A 22610-nucleotide genomic window follows, 5' to 3' on the forward strand; every position below is an offset into this window, starting at 1 on the left:
TGTCGCATGACTCGCACCTTCGACAAATCCAAGCTCCCCAGCCGCCACGTGTCCGTCGGCCCCGAGCGCGCCCCACACCGCAGCTATTATTACGCGATGGGAATCGCCGAGGAGGATATCGCCAAGCCGTTCGTCGCGCTTGCCTCCGCCGGCAATAACTCCGCACCGTGCAACACCACGCTCGACGCGCAGGCCGATGCCGCGCAGGCGGGCGTCATCTCGGGCGGCGGCATGCCGCGGCGCTTCAACACGATCACCGTCACCGACGGCATCGCGATGGGGCATCAGGGGATGAAATCTTCGCTCGTCAGCCGCGAAGTGATCGCCGATTCGGTCGAACTCTCGGTCCGCGGCCATTGCTACGACGCGCTGGTCGGCTTTGCCGGCTGCGACAAATCGCTCCCCGGCATGATGATGGCGATGCTCCGCCTCAATATCCCGAGCATCTTCGTCTATGGCGGCTCGATCCTGCCGGGCAGCTATCACGGCAAGGACGTCACCGTCGTCGACGTGTTCGAGGCGGTCGGGCAATACGCCGCCGGCTCGTGCCCGCTGCAGGAATTGATCGAGCTCGAAAAGGTCGCGTGCCCCGGCCACGGCGCGTGCGGCGGCCAGTTCACCGCCAACACCATGGCGTGCGTCGGCGAGGCGATCGGCCTGTCGCTGCCCAATTCGAACATGATGCCCGCGCCCTATCGCGGCCGCGACGAGATCGCGCGCGCAGCGGGCGACCAGGTGATGGAGCTCGTCGCGCGGGGCATCCGCCCACGCGACATCTGCACGCGCGAGGCGTTCATCAACGCCGCCCGCGTCGTCGCGGCGACCGGCGGCTCGACCAACGCCGCGCTGCATCTGCCAGCGATGGCGAACGAAGCGGGGATCGACTTCGACCTGTTCGACGTGGCGGAAGCTTTCAAATCAACGCCTTACATCGCCGACCTCAAGCCCGGCGGCAAGTATGTGGCGAAGGACATGTACGAGGCGGGCGGTGTCTACATGCTGATGAAGACGATGCTGGCGGGCGGGTTCCTCGACGGCAATTGCCTGACCGTTACCGGCAAGACGCTCGGCGAGAATATCGATCAGGTCACCTGGAACCCCGACCAGAAGGTCATCTACGACGTCAAGGCGCCGCTTTCGGCGACCGGCGGCGTGGTCGGCCTGCGAGGCTCGCTCGCCCCCGATGGCGCGATCGTCAAGGTTGCGGGCATGCACCGGCTCCAGTTCACCGGCCCGGCGCGCGTGTTCGATTGCGAAGAGGATTGCTTCGCCGCGGTCGAGGCGCGCTCGATCAACGAGGGCGAAGTGCTCGTGATCCGCTACGAAGGCCCCAAGGGCGGCCCCGGCATGCGCGAAATGCTGTCGACCACCGCCGCGCTCTACGGTCTCGGCATGGGCGAGAAGATCGCGCTGATCACCGACGGCCGTTTCTCCGGCGCGACGCGGGGTTTCTGCATCGGCCATGTCGGGCCCGAAGCCGCCGACGGCGGTCCGATCGCGCTGATCGAGGATGGCGATTCGATCCGGATCGACGCCGAGGCCGGCACGATCGATCTCGATGTCCCCGCCGATGTCCTCGCCGCGCGGAAAGCGGCGTGGCAGGCGCGCGTGAACGATTATCAATCGGGCGTGCTGTGGCGCTATGCCAAAACCGTCGGCCCGGCGTATAGGGGCGCGGTCACGCACCCAGGAGCCAGTGCCGAAACCCATGTCTATGCGGATATCTAGCGCAGCGTTGCTGCTCCTCGCGCTCGCGGCTTGCGGCGAGCCGCAGACCGACAAGGCGACGCTCGCCAAGGTCGAGGCCGAGCAGCGCGCGCGCCAGGACGATAGCGGCAATATCGTCTGCGCGCAGCGTGGCTCTGTCGATTTCGCGCGCGTCTGCACGGTCGACCGTACGCAGAGCGCCGACGGGCTGGTGCTGACGCTGCGCCATCCCGACGGCGCCTTCCACCGCTTGCTGGTGACACGCGACGGCCGCGGCGTGATCGCAGCCGACGGCGCCGAGAAGGCCGTCGTCAGCGTGATCGGCAGCGGCGAGATCGAAGTCGCGCTCGGCGGCGATCGCTATCGTCTGCCTGCAACCGTCAAGGGCAAGGCCGCCACGGCGTCATGATCCGAAGCGACGGGCAGCCGATCGTCGGCGCAGAAGCGATGCGCGCCGTCGAGCAGCGCGCGATCGATGCCGGCACCAGCGTCGAAGCGCTGATGGAGCGTGCCGGCGCGGCCGTCGCCGAAGCTGTGCGGCGGCTTGCGGGCGGCGCACCCGTCCTGCTGCTGTGCGGGCCGGGCAATAACGGCGGCGACGGTTATGTCGCGGCGCGGCTGCTCAAGGCGAACGGGCTCGACGTCCGCTTGGCCGCGCTGAGCGCCCCGAAGACAGAGGCCGCAAAGGCCGCACGCGCCGGATGGGATGGGCCGGTCGAGGATTTCGCGGCGCTTGCCCCCGACGCCAGCCACGGCGCGGTGCTGGTCGATGCCCTGTTCGGCACCGGCCTCACGCGCCCGCTCGCGGCGGAGACGGCGGCGCTGCTCGCCACGCTGACGCGCCACTCGCATCTCGCGATCACCCTCGACGTGCCGAGCGGGGTCGATACCGATACCGGCGCGATACTCGGGGAAGCGGAGATCCCCCCCTTCGCGCTGACGCTGGCGCTCGGTGCCCTCAAGCCCGCGCATGTCCTGCAACGTTCGGCGGCCTTGTGCGGCACGGTGCGCGTGCTCGATATCGGGCTCGACGCGACCGCGAGCCACGACTGGACGCTCGCGCGGCCCAAGCTCGCGCAGCCGACCCCGGCGATGCACAAATATTCGCGCGGTCTCGTCGTCGTGATCGGCGGCACGATGCCCGGCGCTGCCGCGCTCGCAGCAAGCGCCGCCATGCACGTCGGCGCCGGCTACACTGCGCTGCTCGGCGCGGCGCCCGACATGCCGCACGCGCTCGTCCAGCGCGCCTGGTCGCCCGAGGCATTGGCCGCAACGCTCGATGGCAAGAAGCATGAGACGACCGCGATCATCGTCGGCCCCGGGCTCGGCAAAGGCGCGGACGCCGCCGAAAAGCTCGAGCACGCGCTGGCGAGCGGCTATCGCCTCGTGATCGACGGCGACGCACTCCACCAACTCGACGCCGCAATGTTCGATCGGATCAAGGCGCGCGACGCCGACGCCCCCGTCATACTCACCCCGCATGCCGGCGAGTTCCACGCCGTCTTCGGCGCCTATACCGGCAGCAAGATCGACGCCGCCCGCGCCTCCGCCGCGCGCTCCGGCGCGATCGTCGTCTTCAAGGGCCCCGACACCGTAATCGCCTATCCCGACGGCCGCACGCGCACCGCGACGCACGCCAATCCTTGGCTCTCGACCGCCGGCACCGGCGACGTCCTCGCCGGCACGATCGGCGCGATGCTCGCAAGCAGCGCGCTCCACCCGGTCGAGGCGGGAGTCTGGCTCCACGCCGAAGCCGCGCGACGACTCGGCGCGGCCTTCCTCGCCGATGATCTGGCGGCAGAACTTTCCAAAGTAAGGGGCGCCCTGTGAGCGACGTCATCGTTCGAGTAGCGGCCCGCGGCGACGGCATCACCGCCGACGGCCGCCACGCTGCCTATGCCGCCCCCGGCGACACGCTGACCGCCGACAATATGGTCGTGCCCGGTCCGCACCACCAGACCCCGCCATGCCGCCACTTCCCCGTCTGCGGCGGCTGCCAGCTCCAGCATCTCGACGATGCGAGCTACGCCGATTTCCTCACCGACCGGATCGCCGGCGCGCTCGCCGCGCAGGGGCTGACCGCCCCGATCCGCCCACCCGCGCTTTCCCCCTCGCATACTCGCCGCCGCGCGACTCTGCATGCCGAGGCGAAGGGCGGGGGGCTCCAGCTCGGCTTCAGCGAGCAAGCGAGCCACGCGATCGTCGACCTGCGCGAATGCTGGATCCTGACGCCACGCTTGTTCGCGCTCGTCGCCCCCTTGCGCAAACTGCTCGCCCGCGCTCTGAAGGGCCGCGCGCGCGTCCATCTGACCGAGCTCGACCAGGGCATCGACGTGCTGATCGAAGGCACGATCGCCGACAGCCTCGCGATCGCCGAGGCGATCACTGCCTTCTGCAGCGCGAACGGTGTCGCCCGCTTCGCGATCGACGACGGGATCGGGCCGGAGACGCGCTGGGAGCCCGAGGCGGTGACGATCACGCTCGGCGGTGTCGCAGTGCCGTTCCCCGCTGGCAGCTTCCTCCAAGCGACGCAGGAGGGCGAGGCGGCGCTCGTCGCGGCGGTCCGCGAAGCGATTGGCGATGCCAAGATCAGCGCCGATCTGTTCGCCGGGCTCGGCACCTTCGCGCTGTCGCTGCCGGGGAAGGTCTATGCCGCCGAGGCGGGACGCGACGCGATCTTCGCGCTTAAGGCGGGGGCGGCGCAAGCGGGACGGGCGGTGTTCGCCGAGCATCGCGACCTGTTCCGCCGCCCGCTGACCTCGGCCGAGTGCGACCGCTTCGCCGCGATCGTACTCGATCCGCCCCGCGCTGGCGCTAAAGAGCAGATCGCGCAGCTGGCTGGCTCCAAGGTGCCGGTGATCGCCTATGTCTCGTGCAATCCCAGCAGCTTCGCGCGCGATGCTGAGATCCTGTCAAAAGGTGGCTACACGCTCGACTGGATCCAGCCCGTCGGCCAGTTCCGCTGGTCGACCCACGCCGAGCTCGCCGCGCGGTTCAGCCGTCAGGGATAATCCGCGCGGAGGAAGTAGAGCCCGTCGGGCGGCGCATTGAGCCCGAGCCGGGTGCGGTCGCGCGCCTCGAGCGCGGCGGCCATGTCGTCGGGCGACCATTTGCCGAGACCAACGAGCGACAGGCTCCCGACCATCGAGCGCACCTGATGATGCAGGAACGATCGCGCCGAGGCGAATACGCTGATCCGATCGCCATCCGCGACGACATCGAGCCGATCGAGCGTCCGCACCGGGCTGTCGGCCTGGCAGTGCGCCGCGCGAAAGGTGGTGAAGTCATGCCGACCGACCAGGTGCGCCGCCCCCTCGGCCATTGCCGCTGCATCAAGCGGGGCAGGGACGCGCCACGCCAGCCCGCGCTCGACCGTCAGTGGCGCACGCCTCGTAACGATGCGGAATTCGTAATGCCGCCGAATGCACGAAAAGCGCGCGTGCCAGTCGTCGGGCACGACCTCGCAATCGACGATCGCGACCGGATCGGGACGGACCAGCGCGTTGAGCGCTTCCATAAGCCGGAACGGGGTGATCTCGCGCGCGACATCGACATGCGCGCGCATGCCCAGCGCATGGACACCGGCATCGGTCCGCCCCGCTGCCTGGACCGCGACGGTCTCGCCGGTGACGGCATGGACCGCGCGTTCGATCGAGGCCTGGACGCTCGCGCCATTGTCCTGCCGCTGCCAGCCGACGAACGGGCGACCGTCATATTCGACGGTCAGCGCAAAGCGCGTCAAAGCTGCGTGCCCGCAGGGATCGCAAACCCGCGCAGCAGTTCGCCGGCGGTCATGACGCCACGCCCTGCGCGCTGGAGCAGCGTCGGCCGGATCGCGCCGTCGGCACAAGCGATGGTGAGGCGGTCGTCGATCACCACGCCGGCACTACCCCCGCCGTCACCCCAGCGAAAGCTGGGGTCTCCCCGGTCGGGCGCGCTGCCCGTTGCCGGGAGATCCCAGCTTTCGCTGGGATGACGGATATCCACCGCAAGCACCTTAACCCGCTCGCCCTGAAACTCGAAGAACGCCCCCGGCACCGGATTGAACCCACGCACCTGCCGCTCGACCGCAGCGGCGTTCTGCGTGAAATCGAGCCGCGCTTCGGCCTTATCGATCTTGGCGGCATAGGTCACGCCGTCCTCGGGCTGTGGCACCGGCGGATAGCCGGCAAGGTCGGCGAGCACCGCCACCATCAACCGCGCGCCCATCGCGCTCAGCTCGTCGGTCAGCGCACCCGCCGTCTTGCCGTCGACCGGCGTCGTATCGCGCAACAGCACCGGCCCGGTATCGAGCCCGGCCTCCATCTGCATGATGCACACCCCCGTCTCCTCATCCCCCGCAAGGATCGCGCGCTGGATCGGCGCCGCCCCGCGCCAGCGCGGCAGCAGCGAGGCATGGACATTGAGGCATCCGTGCGCCGGCGCATCGAGCACCGCGCGCGGCAGGATCAGCCCGTACGCCGCGACCACCGCGATGTCCGCGCCAAAACCCGCGAACTCGGCCTGCGCTTCGGCATCGCGCAGCGACACCGGCGTCCGCACCGTGATCCCCAGCGCCTCGGCGCGCGCCTGGACGGGCGAGGGGGTGAGCGCCTTGCCACGCCCGGCGCGCCGCGGCGGCTGGCTGTACGACGCGACGACGTCGTGCCCGGCATCGACCAGCGCCTGCAGCACCGGGACCGAGAAATCGGGCGTGCCCATGAAGAGTATCCGCATGCCCGCGCTTTGCGATCGGGGCTGCGCAAAGGCAAGTCCCGTCACCCGGAGCCAGCCGCGGGCCGCTCGATCGACCCCGGCCTCCGCCGGGGCGACGGATAGTGACGAACGCCGTTCCGCCCCCTATCTCTTGGCGATGGCCTCTCCCGAAATCGAAGCACTCACGCAAGCGCTGTCCAAATTGCCCGGCCTCGGCCCGAGATCCGCACGGCGGGCGGTGCTGCATCTGCTCAAGAAACGCGAGGGGGCACTCGCGCCGCTGCTCAATGCTTTGATGGCGGTCGAGGAAAACCTTTCAAACTGCTCGATTTGCGGCAATATCGACACGACCAATCCGTGCGCCGTATGCGCCGACCCGCGCCGCGACGCGCGCGCGTTGTGCGTCGTCGAGGAAGTCGCTGACCTGTGGGCGCTCGATCGCTCACGGCTGTTCCCGGGGCGGTTCCATGTGCTCGGCGGTCGGCTGTCGGCGCTCGAGGGCGTGCGGCCCGAGGATCTCGCGATCGAGTCGCTCGTGCGGCGGATCGCCGATGGCGGGATCGACGAGGTCGTGCTCGCGATGAATGCGACGCTCGAGGGCCAGACCACCGCGCATTACATCGCCGAGCGGATCGAACGCTTCCCCATCCGCATCACCCAGCTCGCGCATGGCTTGCCGGTCGGCGGCGAGCTCGATTATCTCGACGAGGGCACTTTGGCGCAGGCCCTGCGTGCGCGGCGGCCGGTGGCTTAGGCAGCAACGCGGTCAAGAAGATGTGGTTCGCGCAGAGGCGCAGAGAACGCGGAGAAGAAGACAGGTGAGCGATCCACGCGAAGGCGCGGAGAGCTGATTGCGCCGCGCGGCCGCCCGCGTCATCGCCAGCCGCAAATCCTGAGGCTGCCCGCTGCGCGGGCGATACCCCACACGCACGCCGCCTCCGCGTCCTCCGCGCCTCTGCGCGAACCAATCTTCTTCTGCTTCCGCGCCTTTGCGTGAATCCATTCCGCAGCTGAAACCTTGACGCGCCCCCCGACCTTTCCTAGCTCGCGGGAATGGCAGTCCTAGAAATCCTCGAAGTCCCGCACCCCGGCCTCCGCGCCGTCGCCAAGCCCGTCGAAACGGTGGACGACGCCGTGCGGAAAATCGTCGCCGACATGTTCGACACGATGTACGACGCCCGCGGCATCGGCCTCGCCGCGACGCAGGTCGCGATCGAGCAGCGCATCGTCGTGATCGATCTGCAGGAAACCGAAGGCGAGGGCGAAGACGCCAAGCCGGTCCGCAAGCCGCTCGTCTACATCAATCCCGAGCTGGTATCGGTGAGCGAGGAAACCTCGTTCTACAACGAAGGCTGCCTGTCGATCCCCGAGCAATATGCCGAGGTCGAGCGCCCCACCAGTTGCCGCGCCCGCTGGCTCGATGAACAGGGTGCGGTCCAGGAGGGCGACCTTGACGGCCTGCTCGCAACCGCGCTGCAGCACGAGATCGACCATCTCAACGGCGTGCTGTTCATCGACCACATCTCGAAGCTCAAGCGCGACATGCTGCTCAAGAAGCTAACGAAGATGCGCAAGGCGGCGTGATCGCCCACTCCCTCTCCCGCTTGCGGGAGAGGGTGGCAGAGCGCAGCGAGGTCGGGTGAGGGAACGAGCCGCAACGTGCGCGGCACGGCCCTCACCCCGACCCTCTCCCGCAAGCGGGAGAGAGAGAAGGCTAGAACAGCCCCTCGATCTCACCCCCGGCCCCGAACCGGATCCCCTCCGCCGCCGGCACGCGCGGCAGGCCCGGCATCGTCATGATCTCTCCGCAGATCGCCACCACGAACCCCGCGCCTGCGCTGAGGCGCACCTCGCGCACCGGCACGACATGCCCCGTCGGCGCGCCGAGCTTGGCCGGATCGGTCGAGAAGCTGTACTGCGTCTTCGCCATGCACACCGGCAGATGCCCGAACCCCGCCGCCTCGAACCGCGCGAGCTGCGCCAGCACCGACGGCTCGGCAACCGCTTCCTCGGCACGGTAGATCCGCGTCGCGACGGTGTTGATCTTGTCGAACAGCGACAGATCATCGGCATAAAGCGGTGCGAATTGCGACGGATGCTCGGCCAGCGCCGCGACCTTGTCGGCGAGCTCAACCGCGCCCGCGCCACCCTCGGCCCAATGCGAGCACAGCACCGCCTCGCAGCCCTGGTGCTCTGCGATTTCATGGATCACCGCGACTTCCTCGGGCGTATCACCGTCGAAGCGGTTGATCGCCACCACCACCGGCACCCCGAACGCGCGGACATTCTCGATATGCCGTGCGAGATTGACGCCACCGCGTCGCACCGCCTCGGCATCGGGCGCGCCGAGATCGGCCTTGGCCACGCCCCCGTTCATTTTCAGCGCCCGCACGGTCGCGACGATCACCGCCGCGGCGGGCTTCAACCCGGCCTGGCGGCACTTGATATCGAAGAACTTCTCCGCCCCCAAATCCGCGCCGAAGCCCGCCTCGGTCACGACATAGTCGGCCAGCCCCAAGGCCGCGCGCGTCGCGATCACCGAATTGCACCCATGCGCGATATTGGCGAACGGCCCGCCATGGACGAACGCCGGCGTGCCCTCGAGCGTCTGGACGAGGTTGGGCTTGATCGCCTGCGCGAGCAGCACCGCCATCGCACCATCGGCCTTGAGGTCGCGCGCCGTCACCGGCTGCTTGCCGCGCGTATAAGCGACGACGATCCGCCCGAGCCGCGCTTCGAGATCGTGCAGGTCGGTCGCGAGGCACAGGATCGCCATCACCTCGGAGGCGACAGTAATGTCGAACCCGCTCTCGCGCGGATAGCCGTTGGCCGGCCCGCCGAGCGATTGCGCGATATCGCGCAAAGCGCGGTCGTTCATGTCGAGCACGCGCCGCCACACGATCCGCCGCACGTCGATGTCGAGCGCGTTGCCCCAATGGACATGGTTGTCGATCATCGCCGCGAGCAGATTGTGCGCGCTGGTGATCGCATGGAAATCGCCGGTGAAGTGGAGGTTGATGTCCTCCATCGGCACCACTTGCGCATAGCCACCGCCGGTCGCCCCGCCCTTGGTGCCGAAGCACGGCCCGAGCGACGGCTCGCGCAGCGCGAGCATCGCCTTGCGCCCGGTGCGGTTGAGCGCGTCGGCGAGCCCCACCGACGTCGTCGATTTGCCTTCGCCCGCCGGCGTCGGGTTGATCGCGGTGACCAGGATCAGCTTGCCCTGTGTTACGGCTGCAGGGAGCGCAGCCAGATCGATCTTCGCCTTGTGATGGCCATACGGCTCGACCGCCTCGGGCGGGATCCCGGCTGCGGCGGCAATCGCGCCGATGGGTTGCAAAGTGGCGGCGCGCGAGATCGCGATATCGGTGAGCATATAACGGCCCTACCAAATCTCTCAGAAAAGGGGAGATGGAGAATGGACGAGAAGGCGGGCCTTCACGCGCCGCCATTCGGTCTGTCGCGCAACCATTTACCATCCCGATCGCGCGGGCTACGGGTTCGCAGAATGTTCCAGCGAGACCCACGATGACCGGATTGACGATAGCCCTGGTGGCGATAGCCGCGCTTTTGATCGGGCTCGCGCTCGGCTGGGTGTTCGGCAGCAAGCCGGTCGCCGCCGCGCGTGCCGATTCGGCCGCGCGCGAGGCCGATTTCAAACGCGCGATCGTCGATCTCGCCAGCGCCGAGGAACGCGCGCGGGCGGCCGACCAGCTCCGCGCCGAGCTTGCGACGATCCGCGACGAGCGCGATGTCGCCCGGCTCGAGAACACCGCGCTCAAGACCCACACCGCGGCGTTCGAAAATCGTCTCGCCGACATGCAGGCCACCAGCGAAGCGCGCCAACGCGCCGAACGCGACACCTATGAGGGCCGCATCGCCGATATCCGCCAGGTCACCGCGGCGCGCGAGAAGATGGTGAGCGATGCGCACGCGACTCGCATCGCCGAACTGCTCCACGCCAAGGAATTGCTCGCGACGCAATTCGCCGAGGTGTCGAACAAGCTGCTGGCCGACGCGCAGAACGCCTTCCTCAAGCGCGCCGACGAACGCTTCCGCCAGTCCGAGGAGACCGCGGGCGCCAACCTCAAGTCGATGCTCCAGCCCGTCAGCGACCGCCTGCTGCGCTACGAGGAAGCCGTGACCAAGGTCGAGCTCGATCGCGTCAGCGCGTTCGACCAGTTGAAGGGGCAGATCGAGGGCCTCCGCGTCGGCCAGGAGAAGGTCTCGAGCGAGGCCGCCAAGCTCGTCAACTCGCTCCGCAACGCGCCCAAATCGCGCGGCCGCTGGGGCGAGCAGCAATTGAAAAATGTGCTCGAAACCTGCGGCTTGTCCGAACATACCGATTTCCAGACCGAAGTTTCGGTCGCGAGTGGCGACGCCGATGAGCGGGCAGGGGGGCGGCTCCGCCCCGACGCGATCGTCAAGGTTCCCGGCGGTCGCGCGCTGGTGATCGACGCCAAGGTGTCGCTCAACGCTTACCAGGACGCATTCGGCGCGGTCGACGAGGAGGAACGCGCCAAGGGCCTCGCGCTCCACGCAGCCGCGATGCGCGCGCACGTCAACGGGCTCGGTAACAAAGCCTATTGGAGCCAGTTCGCCGACGCGCCCGACTACGTCATCATGTTCGTCCCCGGCGAGCATTTCCTCTCCGCCGCGCTCGAGCAGGACCCGACGCTGTGGGACTTCGCGTTCGAAAAGCGCGTGCTGCTCGCCACGCCGACCAACCTGATCGCGATCGCCCGCACCGTCGCGGCGGTATGGCGTCAGGAGCGGCTGGCGAAGGAAGCCGCCGAGATCGGCCGGCTCGGCAAGGAGATGCACGACCGGCTTGCCAAGGTGGCGGACGATCTGCGCAAGGTCGGCGCCGGGCTCAACAGTGCGGTCAACAATTTCAACAGCTTCTCGAACTCTTTTAACGGCCGATTGATGGTGACGGGCCGCAAGTTCCGCGACCTCAACATCGAGACCGGCGCGCGCGAGCTCGAGGATGTGTCACCGGTCGAAGCGCTCGCACGCTATGACGAGACTTCGAAGCTCTTGACGCATGCCGATGAAAAGGCGTCAGAATAGACCTCATTGAGCGGGGACGGCGGATGAGCGGCACAGCGTGGATGGCACTGGCGCTGCTGATCGGCGCGCCGACCGCTGGTGGGGCCGCGTCCCCCGATATCGATGCGGTGCAGAAGGAAGCCATCGACACCGCGTCGCGCGCCGTGCTCGACGGCCATCCTGACGCGGCGCTCGCCCGGATCGAGCCGGTGATCGCAGCCTATCAATCGACATATTCGGGCGAGACTCGCAAGATCTATTGCGGCATGTCGACCGCGCAGACGCTCGCCTATATGGCGCTCGCCGCGTCCGAGAAACACGACGCGGTCGCGTTCGGCCCGGGCTATTGCACGGCGTTATACGTCAAAGGGTTCGCGCTGGTCGATCTCAAGCGCCTGCCCGAAGCGCGCGCTGTCTACGAGCGCGTCGTCGCGCTCGCCCCGATGCACGCGCACTTCCTGACCGAACTCGGCCAGACCTACCGGCCCGATCGCAACTGGCCCAAGATGCTCGATCTGTGCACCAGGGCGGCGGGGCTCGCCGATCTCGCGCCGCCCGACGCGGTTGCGAGCGAGCACGGCTTTGCCTGGCGCTGCATGGGCTATGCGCTGACCGAACAGGGCAAATACGACGAGTCCGAGGCATTGTATCGCAAATGCCTCGAGCTCGACCCCAACGACGCCAAGGCGAAGAGCGAGCTCAGCTATATTGCAGACCAGCGGCGCAAAAAGACCTAGTCGCGCCCCGCCTGCTGCCCGAGGACCTCATACGCCATCACCGCAGTCGCGACCGCGGCGTTGAGGCTGTCGGCCTTGCCGAGCATCGGGATCTTGACCAGCAGGTCGCACTGCGCGGCATACGCGTCGGGCATGCCCTGCGCCTCGTTGCCGGTGAGCAGAAAGGTTGGCGCCTGATACTGCGCCGAGCGATAATCGACGCTGGTATCGAGACTCAGGCCGACGAGCTGCCCCGGCCCGCTGCGAAGCCACGGCAGGAACGCGCTCCACTCGCACTGGACGACGGGCATGGTGAACAGCGCCCCCATGCTCGCGCGCACCGCCTCGACCGAGAAGGGATCGACGCATTCGCCGATCAGGATCAGCCCGCCAGCACCGACCGCGTCGCCGGTGCGAAGGATCGTGCCGAGATTGCCCGGGTCGCGCAGCCGCTCGGCGACCAGCCAGATCCCCGCGGCGCCGCGATCGAGCGTGTCGAGCGCGTGCGCGAATTCGGCAAAGACGCCGACCACCGCCTGCGGGTTGTCCTTGCCCGAGAGCTTGGAGAGAATGTCGGGAACGGTCTCGATCGCCTCGCCACCCGCGGCTTCGACCGCATCGACCAGCGCGAGCACGAGTGGATGTGCCGCGCTATCGCGGGCGAAGAAGAGATAGTGCGGGATACGCCCGGCCTCGCGCGCTTCGGTGAGGATACGCAGGCCCTCGGCAAGGAACAGCCCTTCCTCGCGGCGATGGCGTTTCTCGCGCAAGCTGCGGATGCGCTTGATCAGCGGGTTGGAATAAGCGGTGATCTCGCGGGGCATCATCTTCTTCTTACTCCCCTCCCGCTTGCGGGAGGGGCTGGGGGTGGGCACCCGACATATACGGTAGCTGACGCTGACAGCGCGTGCCCACCCCCGACCCCTCCCGCAAGCGGGAGGGGGGAAGGGGTGGCTCAATCCTCGCCGAACTTCGCCTCGACCAGCGCGCACAGCGCGCCGACCGCCGTCTCGGCATGCTCGCCTTCGGCCGAAATCGAGATCGTGTCGCCCATCGCCGCGCCGAGCATCATCAGCCCCATGATCGAGGTGCCCGTCACCGACCCGGCGCCATCCTTCTCGACCTGCAGCTCGCACGGCTGCGAGGCGGCGAGCGTGACGAACTTGGCGCTCGCCCGCGCATGCAGCCCGCGCTTGTTGGTAATCAACACCGAACGCTTGACCGACATCAGGCGGCCGCCTCGCCGAGAACCTCGGAGGCGACCGAAATATACTTCCGCCCCGCCTCGCGCGCGGCGGCGACGGCATCGACGATCTTCATTTTCTTGCGCGCCGATTCGAGCCGGATCAGCATCGGCAGGTTGATGCCGGCGATCACTTCGATCCGCCCGCGCTCCATCAGCGAAATCGCGAGGTTCGACGGCGTCCCACCGAACAGGTCGGTCAGCAGGATCACCCCGCGCCCGGTATCGACGCGACCGATCGCCTCGGCGATGTCGTTGCGGCGCGCCTCCATATCGTCCTCGGGGCCGATATTGACCGTGGCGACATGCTCCTGCTTGCCGACCACATGCTCCATCGCCGTCACGAACTCATCGGCCAAACGGCCGTGGGTCACGAGAACCAGTCCGATCATCGTCCCACCCACTTCATGCAACACGCGCCCCATCGTCCCTAATCTCATCGGGCGTCCCGTCGCGCGCGCCCTCAAGTGAGTCTTGCGGTGCAGCGGCGAGATCGCGGTGCGCGACCGTGGGCGAAAATCCCTCGGCGCGCAACCGCGCGGCGATCCGCTGCGCGACATGGACCGAGCGATGTCTCCCTCCGGTACAGCCCAAGGCGATCGTAACATACGATTTTCCCTCGGCGCGGTAGCGCGGGAGCAGCAGCAGCAGCAGCGACTCGATCTGCGCGAGCGCGGCGTCATACGCCGGGTCCCGCGCGATATAGGCCGAGACGTCGGCATCGAGCCCGGTCCCCGGGCGCAGCTCGGGCACCCAATGTGGATTGCGCAGGAAGCGCATGTCGAACACCAGATCGGCGTTGCGCGGCAACCCGCGCGCAAAGCCGAACGACATCACCGAAAGCGTCGGCTCACCCAGCCGTTCGCCGAGCTGCTCGCCCGAAAACGTCGCGCGCACTTGCTGCGCGAGTTCGTTCGCGGTGAGGCTCGTCGTGTCGATCAGCCGGTTCGCCCAGCCGCGCAAGGGGGACAGCAATTCGCGTTCGCGCGCGATGCCGTCCGACGCCGGCCGGTCGAGCGCGAGCGGGTGCCGCCGCCGCGTCTCCGAATAGCGCCGCTCGAGTTCGTTCCCCGCGCAATCGAGGAACAGCGTGCCGATGTCATAGCCATGGACTTCGCGCAGTTGCTTGATTCGTTCGACGATCCGTTCGGGATCGAAATCGCGCGTCCGCGCGCCGATGCCGAGCGCGAGCGGCTGTGCCGAACGCTCGAACCCCTCGGGCAACGGCGCATTGAGCAAGCGATCGAGCAGCAGCAGCGGGAGATTGTCGACCACTTCCCAGCCGAGATCCTCGAGCGTGCGCAACACGGTCGATTTCCCCGCGCCCGACATGCCGGTAACGAGCAGGATATCCTTGGGATCGCGTTTCATAGCGTCTCTCTAACGTCGCGGAGCGCCAATTCCACCTTGATCGGTGCCGAAGCCGCGAAAGCATCGAGCGCGACCACGGACACTGCGACGCCAGCGATGACGGTCGACTCGTTCGGCTCGGGCATCCGCGCGACCGCACCTCCAAGCCGTATAACGAGCGCGACCGCAATCTCGTCGATATACGGCATAGCCCGGATCCCGATCCCGCGCACCTCGATCTTCCCGGCGATCGTGTCGGGTGCCGTCGCGCGGAGCCCGCCCGCGACCGCGCGGACCGTGGTATAGTCGTCGCTGACGAGGTGTGCCCCGCGATCGATCAGCCGCAGCGCAAGGTCCGACTTGCCGCTCCCCGACGGGCCGATCAGCATCACGCCGAGCTCCCCGATCGCGATCGTCGTCGCATGGATGCGCAGGCTCATCCGGCGGTTTCCGCGGCGGGCAGGCGGATGACGAAGCGCGCGCCCGCGGCGCGGTTGGTGCGTTCGGTCGCGACGATGCTGCCTTGGTGCGCATCGACGATCGTCCGCGCGATCGCGAGCCCGAGGCCTGAATGCTTGCCGAACGCCTCGCCCGCCGGGCGCAGCGACTGGAAGCGCTGGAACACCTGTTCGCGCGCTTCCTCGGGAACGCCGGGACCTTCGTCCTCGATCGCGACGAACACGCCGTCGGGCTCGTGGCGCGCAACGATCCGGATCAGCCCGCCATCGGGCGAGAAGGAGATCGCGTTCTCGATGACATTTTCGAGCACCCGCTCGAGCCGCGCGCCTTCGCCCAGCACGACGAGCGACTCGGCTTGCCGCCGGTCGAACTCCAGCCGGATGCCGCGTTCGACGCCGCGCGCTTCGCGACTGTCGATCAGCGCCGCGATCATCGCGCCGAGATCGACCGGCTCGAACTTCGCGCGGCTCAATTGCGCGTCGAGCCGCGAAGCCTCGGCAATGTCGGTGATCAGCCGGTCGAGCCGGTGAACGTCGTCGCGCACGATCGCGAGCAAGCGCTCCTGCAGCGCCGGATCCTTGACCATCGCCAGCCCCTCGACCGCCGAGCGCAGCGACGCGAGCGGGTTCTTCATCTCGTGCGTCACATCGGCGGCGAACGCCTCGATCGCGTCGATCCGCGCGCGAAGCGCAAGGCTCATGTCCGACAGCGCGCGCGCGAGCATCCCGATCTCGTCGCGCCGCTCGGGCAGCCGCGGCACCACGACCTCGCGCGCCCGCCCGAGCCGGACGCGCACCGCCGACCACGCGAGCCGCCGCAGCGGCCGCACGATCGTGCGCGCGAGGAACAGCGACAGCAATACCGAGACGATCGCGACGACGAACAGCACGATGCTGAGGCGGAAGCGTTCGACGCGCACCGTCTGCGTGATGTCGCGCGCGTTGAAGGTCGTCATCACCACGCTGCCGCCGGGCATCGGCGAGGCGGCGGTGATGACGGGGGTGCGATCGGGCGCGCGCCACACCGTCGCCGCGACGGTCGGGGCCGATCGCACGGTGCGCACGTCGGGCCAGGCGAGCCCGTTGCTGCGCTCGCGATAGAGCGGCGCGCGCGGCGTGCCGACGACGGTGTCGATCCCGGCGTCGAGGAAGCGCGCCGCGCCCTGGGTCCACGCCTGCTTGTCGGGGTCCTGCAGCACGAAATTGCGCAGGCCCAGCGCGCGCGTGTCGATAATGAGCTTGGCGTCGGCATCGTAGATGCGGATCCAGCTCCCCATGTCGCGCGCCAGCTTGACCGCGAGGTCGGGGCGCTGCGCGGTCGGCACCGCGACGACCGCCTCGGCGATCAGCCGCGCCTCGCGGATCGATTGCGTGACACGCCCGTCGACGATCCGGCTGCGATACGAATCGAGGTAGAAGAAGCCGCCCGCGAGCATCGCCAGCGCGAAGACGTTGACGAACAGGATGCGCGGCGTGAGCGAGACGCGCGCCGACCAGCGCAACGACAGCGCGCGCGCATCCTCGTCGCTCGGATCGAGCACGAGCATCGCCGCCGCCGCGGGGTCAGTCCTCCGAGAAACGATAGCCCGCTCCATACAGCGTCTCGATCGCGTCGAATTCGGGATCGACCTGGCGGAATTTCCGCCGGACGCGCTTGATATGGCTGTCGATCGTGCGGTCGTCGACATAGATGTCGTCGTGATAGGCGGCATCCATCAACTGGTTGCGTGTCTTGACGATGCCGGGCCGCTGCGCGAGCGTTTCGAGGATCAGGAACTCGGTCACCGTCAGCACGACGTTTTCGCCGCCCCAGGTGACGCGGTGCCGCGCGGTATCCATCGCGAGCCGCCCACGCGTGAGCGACGTCTCCGCGCTCGCCTCCTCGCCCGCCGATCCGCTCGTCGAGACCTCGGTCCGCCGCAGGATCGCGCGAATCCGCGCGATCAGCAGCCGCTGCGAGAAGGGCTTGGCGATATAATCGTCGGCGCCCATCGCCAGGCCCAGCGCCTCGTCGAGTTCGTCATCCTTCGAGGTCAGGAAGATCACCGGGATCATGCTCTTCTCGCGCAGCCGGCGGAGCAGCTCGAGCCCGTCCATCCGCGGCATCTTGATGTCGAGGATCGCGATATCGGGCGGATTGTCGATCAGCGCCTTCAGCGCGGTCTCGCCATCGGAATAGAGCCGCGTGACAAAGCCTTCGGCCTGCAGCGCGATCGATACCGATGTGAGGATGTTGCGGTCGTCATCGACCAGCGCGATCGTTGCCGTCATCGGCGGGGGCAATCCTTCATCATTTCGCAGGCGGCTTAATCCATTAGCCGCCCAGCCTCAATGGAAGCTGAACGGACCGATTTGACCGGCACGCCCCGCCTCGATATGCGCGACCGGAACACCGCGAGGTCAAAATGACCCGCACGGGACAGTAGGAGAAACCCCAGTGAGCGATCGCATACCCACCGCCGGCCTTGAATCGCAGGGCATCGAAACCCGCGCAAATCTGCACTGGAATCTCGTCACCGCCCGGCTGATCCAGTCGGCGATCGCGCGCGGTGAAGGCAAATTGTCCGCCGACGGCCCGCTGGTGGTCGAAACCGGCGCGCATACCGGCCGCTCGGCGCAGGACAAGTTCATCGTCCGCGACGCCGAAACCGAGAGCACGGTGTGGTGGGGCAAGAGCAACAAGGCGATGTCGCCCGAGCATTTCGCTGTCCTCAAGGCCGATTTCCTGTCTGCGCTGCGGGACAAGGAAGATCTGTTCGTCCAGGATCTGTTCGGCGGCTCGCAGCCCGAGCACCGCGTCCAGGTCCGCGTGATCAACGAGCTCGCCTGGCACAACAGCTTCATCCGCACGATGCTCGTCCGACCCGAAGAGAGCGAACTGCGCGGCTTCGTCCCCGACTATACGATCATCGATCTGCCGAGCTTCCGCGCTGATCCCGCCCGCCACGGCTGCCGCAGCGAGACCGTGATCGCGGTCAATTTCACCGACAAGCTCATCCTGATCGGCGGCACGCGCTATGCCGGCGAGATGAAGAAGTCGGTGTTCAGCCTGCTCAACTATCTCCTCCCGCCAACGGGCGTGATGCCGATGCACTGCTCGGCCAATATGGGCCCCGACGGCGACACCGCGGTGTTCTTCGGCCTGTCGGGCACCGGCAAGACGACGCTCAGCGCCGATGCCAGCCGCACGCTGATCGGCGATGACGAGCATGGCTGGTCCGACACCGCGGTCTTCAACTTCGAAGGCGGCTGCTACGCCAAGATGATCCGCCTCTCGGCCGACGCCGAGCCCGAAATCTTCGCCACCACAAAGCGTTTCGGCACGATCCTAGAAAACGTCGTGATGGACCCGGTGACGCGCCAGCTCGACTTGGACGATGCCAGCCTCGCCGAGAACAGCCGCGGCGCCTACCCGATCGACTTCATCCCCAATGCGTCCGAAAAGAACATGGGGCCGGTGCCGCGCAACATCGTGATGCTCACCGCCGACGCCTACGGCATCTTGCCCCCGATCGCCAAGCTCACCCCCGAACAGGCGATGTACCACTTCCTCTCAGGCTACACCGCGCGCGTCGCCGGCACCGAGATCGGCGTGACCGAGCCCGACGCGACCTTCTCGACTTGCTTCGGCGCCCCGTTCATGGCGCGGCACCCCTCGGTCTATGGCAATTTGCTGAAAAGCCGGATCGCCAAGGGCGGGGTCGATTGCTGGCTGGTCAACACCGGCTGGACCGGCGGCAAATATGGCATCGGCAGCCGCATGCCGATCAAGGCGACGCGCGCTTTGCTCAATGCAGCGCTCGACGGTTCGCTCAACGACGCCGAGTTCCGCACCGATCCGAACTTCGGCTTCAAGGTCCCCGTCGCCGTGCCCGGCGTCGACAGCGCGATCCTCGATCCGCGCGCGACCTGGGCCGACAAGGCGGCCTATGACGCCACGGCGGCAAGGCTCGTCGATCTGTTCGTCGAAAACTTCGCGCAATTCGCCGAGCATGTCGACGAAGGCGTCCGACAATCCGCGCCCAAAGTCGCCGCCGCCGCCTGACCTGCCCGCGTCTCCGGATCGGGCACCGCATTGGAGCCCGATCCGATGACCGACTTGCCCTACCGCCCCTTTCCCGATGACGCCGCGATCCGGCGTGTCGGGGAGGGGCTGCTCGACCGCAGCCTGCCGCGCCCCGACTGGACGCACGAGGCGCATCTCGCCGCAACGCTCTGGCTCGCCCGCGACCGGCGCGACATCGACCTCGATGCGCAGATCGCGACGATCATCTCGCGCTACAACGTAGCCGTCGGCGGGGTGAATGACGACAGCCAGGGCTATCACGACACGATCACGCGCGCCTATCTCGCCGGCATCCGCGCGCATCTCGCCGCGCGCGACCCGGCCGAATCGCTCGTTACCAGCGTCGATGCGCTGCTCGCCAGCCCCGCGGGGCAGCGCGATTGGCCGCTGCGCTTCTACAGCCGCGCGCGGCTCTTCTCCGTCGCGGCGCGGCGCGCTTTCGTCACGCCCGATCTCGCGCCGCTGCCCGTGGCGTGATACGCTGTGCGTCTCGCAAATTGACGATCAAGGATGCACCCATGGGAATGCTCGACGGCCTGCTCGGCCAAGTCACCCAAAACGTCGACGTGAAGAACCTCGCCGAGAAGATCGGCCTGACCCCCGAGCAGATCGAATCGGCGGTCGCCGCGCTCGGCCAGGCGCATGCCGCACCTGGCGACACCGTCGCGACCGCAGCCGAGACCACCGGCCTGCCGACCGACACGCTCCAACAGATCCTCGCGCATCTCGGCGGGGAGGGCGCGCTTGCCGGCTTTGCGAGCCAGCTCGCCGGGCAGGGCGGGGTGCTCGGCCAGCTCGGTGGCTTGGCCGAGGGTTTCTTCGGAAAGAAATGAGCTCTTCGGATCGGTCGCGTCGCGCCGCCGCGTGGCCGATCCGCTTTGCGCTTCAATCGCCGCTCGCGATTGGCTAAGCGTCTGGAGATGAACGAAACCGACGAGTATCGCGCGAACGGCTATGCCGCGCTCCCCGGCCTGTTTCCGCCGGCGGTGCTCAACGCGTTCTACGATCGGATGCGCCAGGATCTGGGGCTCACCAACGCCTCGATGCGTCGCTTCACCGCGCGCGGACCGTTGCTGACCAAGGACGCGATCGAGATCTACGCGCTGCAATATCCGCCGATGCTGACCTTTCTGTGGGGGCTAACCCCGCGGATCGCGCAGGCAACCGGCTGCGCGTTGCTCCCGACCTACGCCTATTTCCGGCTCTATCAGCGCGGCGACGTGTGCCGCATCCACACCGATCGCCCGGCGTGCGAGCACAGCGTCTCGCTGACGATCGCCTATGGCGACGAAACGCCGTGGCCGCTGTCGGTCGCGACCGTCGCCGATCCCGTCCCGCAGCCGGTGGTGCGCGCGGATTTCGGCGAGACCGCGTTCGGATCGGTCGCGATGCAGCCGGGCGACGGCGTGCTCTACCAGGGCGTCCACCACCGCCACGGCCGGCTCGAGCCCGACCCCAATGCCTGGTCGGCGCATCTCTTCCTGCACTGGGTCGACGCCAATGGCCGTTACAAGGACCAGGCGTTCGACCGCCCGACGATCGACCGCGTCAACGCCGGGCGGTAGCGCCATGCGGCGTCATACCGAGGGTTACGACCCCGGCCGACCATACCCCCGTAACCCAGTTAGCGAAATCGCGCCTCCTCACACCCCCACCGTCATCCTCGCGAAAGCGAGGATCCCGCTTCTGTTTCGCGCGCCAGCAAGCAGCGGGATCCCCGCTTTCGCGGGGATGACGAAGCGGTGAGGGAGTGTGACGCTCGCGGGCACGACCGATCGATGAGCGGAACGCCGATCCCTCGCGCGCGCCTCCGCGCCTCCGCGCGAACCATCCTTCTTCTTCGCGCGCCCGAAAATCGCACCAAGCAAAGTCAGCTCAGCCCAGCTCGACCCGCAACACGCTCCCATCCGCCCCAACGATCCGCACGCTGGCGCCAACCGCCGCATCGGGCCCGATGGCGGTCCAAGCCCCGTCGCCCACCGTAACACGGCCCTCGCCATCGACGATCGCCTCGCACACCAGCACGCGCCGGCCGATCAACCGCGCCGCGCGATCGTTGAGCGCCGGGTCGGCCCGCGTCGTGTCGAGCCCGCGATACCAGCGCCACCCGATCGCCACCGCGCCTGCGGTCAGCCCGGCGAAGACCAACGCCTGCAGCACGATCGGCACCCCCGGCACGATCAGCACGAGCAGCCCGGTCCCGACCGCACCCGCGCCGAGGAACACCAGGAAGAAGCCCGGCACGAGCATCTCGGCGATGACGAGCGCGAGCGCCGCCGCCAGCCACAGCGCGCCGAGGCTCCACACGACCCCGAACAGCATCATGCCGCGGGCTCCTCCGCTTCGAATGGACCCGGCCGCGGCCGCGGCTTGACCACCGGCGAGGCCGACGGCGACCCGACGATCGCCTCGCGCGCCAGCTCGCCGATCCCGCCGAGCGTCCCCATCAGCTGCGTCGCCTCGACCGGGAAGAGGATCGTCTTGGCATTGGGCGAGGTCGCGAACTTGCCGATCGCCTCGACATATTTCTGCGCGATGAAATAGTTGATCGCCTGGACGCTGCCGCCCTCGATCGCATCCGACACCGCCTTGGTCGCCGCCGCTTCGGCCTCGGCCGCGCGCTCGCGCGCCTCGGCGTCGCGGAACGCCGACTCGCGGCGCCCTTCGGCCTCGAGGATCTGCGACTGTTTCTGCCCTTCGGCGCGGTTGATCGCATTCTGGCGGGCCGCTTCGGACTCGAGAATGGTCGCGCGCTTCTCGCGCTCGGCCTTCATCTGGCGCGTCATCGCGTTGACGATGTCGGCGGGCGGGCGGATGTCCTTCAGCTCGACGCGCGTGATCTTGACGCCCCAGCTCTCGGTCGCATGATCGACCACCATCAGCAGCCGCGTGTTGATCTCGTCGCGCTTAGACAGCGTCTCGTCGAGATCCATCGAGCCCATCACGGTGCGCAGGTTCGTCGTCGCGAGCTGCATGATCGCGAGATACAGGTCGCTCACCTCATACGCCGCCTTGGCCGCATCGAGCACTTGGAAGAACACCACGCCGTCGACCGCGACCATCGCATTGTCCTTGGTGATGATCTCCTGCCCCGGAATGTCGAGCACTTGCTCCATCATGTTCACCTTGCGCCCGACCCGGTCGAACAGCGGCACGATGAAGGTGAGCCCGGGTTTCGCGACCGCGGTGAACTTGCCGAAGCGTTCGATCGTGTACTGATAGCCTTGGCGGACGACCTTCATGCCGAGCATGAGGTAGAGCAGGACGAGGATAACGAGCAGGCCGGCGATGATGAGTGGCATGGGGTTCCCCTTGCGCGACCG

At 67.9% G+C, this 22610-nt stretch carries 24 protein-coding genes; 12 read left to right on the forward strand and 12 right to left on the reverse strand.

The annotated features are described in order from the left end of the window. Positions 1–6: 6 nt before the first annotated feature. From ilvD to E2E30_RS05870, 4 genes are read left to right on the forward strand one after another with little or no spacing between them, the layout of a single operon-like run. Complete coding sequence (ilvD, locus tag E2E30_RS05855; RefSeq protein ID WP_133188092.1) at positions 7–1728, forward strand: dihydroxy-acid dehydratase; 1722 nt, start codon at positions 7–9, stop codon at positions 1726–1728. A 7-nt stretch (positions 1729–1735) separates the two neighbouring features. Next, positions 1736–2116 (forward strand): hypothetical protein, encoded by a 381-nt coding sequence (locus E2E30_RS05860; protein WP_240699050.1) that lies wholly within the window; start codon positions 1736–1738, stop codon positions 2114–2116. Further along, positions 2113–3537 carry an NAD(P)H-hydrate dehydratase gene (locus tag E2E30_RS05865; RefSeq protein WP_133188096.1) on the forward strand — a complete coding sequence of 475 codons (1425 nt, stop codon included), beginning with the start codon at positions 2113–2115 and terminating at the stop codon, positions 3535–3537. The genes E2E30_RS05860 and E2E30_RS05865 overlap by 4 nt, the downstream gene beginning before the upstream one ends. After that, complete coding sequence (locus tag E2E30_RS05870) at positions 3534–4718, forward strand: class I SAM-dependent RNA methyltransferase (protein ID WP_133188098.1); 1185 nt, start codon at positions 3534–3536, stop codon at positions 4716–4718. The genes E2E30_RS05865 and E2E30_RS05870 overlap by 4 nt, the downstream gene beginning before the upstream one ends. Here the strand turns inward: E2E30_RS05870 and truA are convergent. Further along, a complete protein-coding gene (gene truA, locus E2E30_RS05875; RefSeq protein ID WP_133188100.1) occupies positions 4709–5449 on the reverse strand; it encodes a tRNA pseudouridine(38-40) synthase TruA in 741 nt (246 codons plus the stop codon). The genes E2E30_RS05870 and truA overlap by 10 nt on opposite strands. Next, positions 5446–6423, reverse strand: a complete 978-nt coding sequence (fmt, locus tag E2E30_RS05880; RefSeq protein ID WP_133188102.1) for a methionyl-tRNA formyltransferase — start codon at positions 6421–6423, stop codon at positions 5446–5448. Before fmt ends, truA begins: the two co-directional genes overlap by 4 nt. 136 nt (positions 6424–6559) lie before the next feature. On the opposite strand from fmt, the gene recR reads away from it, so the two are divergent. Further along, a complete protein-coding gene (gene recR, locus E2E30_RS05885) occupies positions 6560–7156 on the forward strand; it encodes a recombination mediator RecR (protein WP_133188104.1) in 597 nt (198 codons plus the stop codon). Positions 7157–7455: 299 nt separating this feature from the next. Then, a complete protein-coding gene (gene def, locus E2E30_RS05890) occupies positions 7456–7986 on the forward strand; it encodes a peptide deformylase (protein WP_133188106.1) in 531 nt (176 codons plus the stop codon). Between the two features lie 130 nt (positions 7987–8116). Here the strand turns inward: def and E2E30_RS05895 are convergent, their stop codons facing one another. Further along, positions 8117–9778: a formate--tetrahydrofolate ligase gene (locus tag E2E30_RS05895; RefSeq protein ID WP_133188108.1), complete on the reverse strand. Its 1662-nt coding sequence runs from the start codon at positions 9776–9778 to the stop codon at positions 8117–8119. 152 nt (positions 9779–9930) lie between these two features. Here E2E30_RS05895 and E2E30_RS05900 point away from each other — a divergent pair, with 152 nt between their 5' ends. Together E2E30_RS05900 and E2E30_RS05905 are read left to right on the forward strand one after the other, a co-directional pair. Next, the gene (locus E2E30_RS05900) at positions 9931–11475 is read left to right on the forward strand and encodes a DNA recombination protein RmuC (protein ID WP_133188110.1); all 1545 of its coding nucleotides are present in this window, start codon (positions 9931–9933) and stop codon (positions 11473–11475) included. A 23-nt stretch (positions 11476–11498) separates the two neighbouring features. Next, the gene (locus tag E2E30_RS05905) at positions 11499–12191 is read left to right on the forward strand and encodes a tetratricopeptide repeat protein (RefSeq protein WP_133188112.1); all 693 of its coding nucleotides are present in this window, start codon (positions 11499–11501) and stop codon (positions 12189–12191) included. On the opposite strand, the gene E2E30_RS05910 is transcribed toward E2E30_RS05905, so the two are convergent. From E2E30_RS05910 to E2E30_RS05940, 7 genes are all read right to left on the reverse strand, one after another. After that, a complete protein-coding gene (locus tag E2E30_RS05910) occupies positions 12188–12994 on the reverse strand; it encodes a TrmH family RNA methyltransferase (protein WP_133188114.1) in 807 nt (268 codons plus the stop codon). The two genes, E2E30_RS05905 and E2E30_RS05910, sit on opposite strands and share 4 nt — an antisense overlap. Before the next feature lie 131 nt (positions 12995–13125). Continuing rightward, the gene (locus E2E30_RS05915) at positions 13126–13398 is read right to left on the reverse strand and encodes an HPr family phosphocarrier protein (protein ID WP_133188116.1); all 273 of its coding nucleotides are present in this window, start codon (positions 13396–13398) and stop codon (positions 13126–13128) included. Beyond that, positions 13398–13805: a PTS sugar transporter subunit IIA gene (locus tag E2E30_RS05920; RefSeq protein WP_133188118.1), complete on the reverse strand. Its 408-nt coding sequence runs from the start codon at positions 13803–13805 to the stop codon at positions 13398–13400. Before E2E30_RS05920 ends, E2E30_RS05915 begins: the two co-directional genes overlap by 1 nt. A gap of 13 nt (positions 13806–13818) precedes the next feature. Next, positions 13819–14784 (reverse strand): RNase adapter RapZ, encoded by a 966-nt coding sequence (rapZ, locus tag E2E30_RS05925; protein WP_133188120.1) that lies wholly within the window; start codon positions 14782–14784, stop codon positions 13819–13821. After that, positions 14781–15203 carry an HPr kinase/phosphorylase gene (locus E2E30_RS05930; protein WP_133188122.1) on the reverse strand — a complete coding sequence of 141 codons (423 nt, stop codon included), beginning with the start codon at positions 15201–15203 and terminating at the stop codon, positions 14781–14783. Before E2E30_RS05930 ends, rapZ begins: the two co-directional genes overlap by 4 nt. Continuing rightward, positions 15200–16768: a sensor histidine kinase gene (locus E2E30_RS05935; RefSeq protein ID WP_165954469.1), complete on the reverse strand. Its 1569-nt coding sequence runs from the start codon at positions 16766–16768 to the stop codon at positions 15200–15202. The genes E2E30_RS05930 and E2E30_RS05935 overlap by 4 nt, the downstream gene beginning before the upstream one ends. Positions 16769–16784: 16 nt before the next feature. Beyond that, a complete protein-coding gene (locus E2E30_RS05940) occupies positions 16785–17492 on the reverse strand; it encodes a response regulator transcription factor (RefSeq protein WP_133188126.1) in 708 nt (235 codons plus the stop codon). A gap of 166 nt (positions 17493–17658) precedes the next feature. Here E2E30_RS05940 and E2E30_RS05945 point away from each other — a divergent pair, with 166 nt between their 5' ends. The 4 genes from E2E30_RS05945 to E2E30_RS05960 all read left to right on the forward strand — a co-directional run bounded on the left by E2E30_RS05945 (position 17659) and on the right by E2E30_RS05960 (position 20852). Beyond that, entirely contained in the window at positions 17659–19266 is a 1608-nt protein-coding gene (locus E2E30_RS05945; protein ID WP_133188128.1) for a phosphoenolpyruvate carboxykinase, read from the forward strand. A gap of 45 nt (positions 19267–19311) precedes the next feature. Continuing rightward, positions 19312–19764 (forward strand): hypothetical protein, encoded by a 453-nt coding sequence (locus E2E30_RS05950; protein WP_133188129.1) that lies wholly within the window; start codon positions 19312–19314, stop codon positions 19762–19764. 41 nt (positions 19765–19805) lie between these two features. After that, on the forward strand, positions 19806–20120 hold the full coding sequence (locus E2E30_RS05955; protein ID WP_133188131.1) for a hypothetical protein: 315 nt from the start codon (positions 19806–19808) through the stop codon (positions 20118–20120). Positions 20121–20207: 87 nt separating this feature from the next. After that, positions 20208–20852, forward strand: a complete 645-nt coding sequence (locus tag E2E30_RS05960; RefSeq protein WP_133188133.1) for a hypothetical protein — start codon at positions 20208–20210, stop codon at positions 20850–20852. Positions 20853–21162: 310 nt separating this feature from the next. Here E2E30_RS05960 and E2E30_RS05965 read toward each other — a convergent pair whose 3' ends face one another. Further along, on the reverse strand, positions 21163–21609 hold the full coding sequence (locus tag E2E30_RS05965; RefSeq protein WP_133191950.1) for an NfeD family protein: 447 nt from the start codon (positions 21607–21609) through the stop codon (positions 21163–21165). Further along, on the reverse strand, positions 21609–22589 hold the full coding sequence (locus tag E2E30_RS05970) for an SPFH domain-containing protein (protein ID WP_133188135.1): 981 nt from the start codon (positions 22587–22589) through the stop codon (positions 21609–21611). Before E2E30_RS05970 ends, E2E30_RS05965 begins: the two co-directional genes overlap by 1 nt. Positions 22590–22610: the final 21 nt, after the last annotated feature.

The organism is Sphingomonas sp. AAP5 (assembly GCF_004354345.1).
Classification (GTDB): domain Bacteria; phylum Pseudomonadota; class Alphaproteobacteria; order Sphingomonadales; family Sphingomonadaceae; genus Sphingomonas; species Sphingomonas glacialis.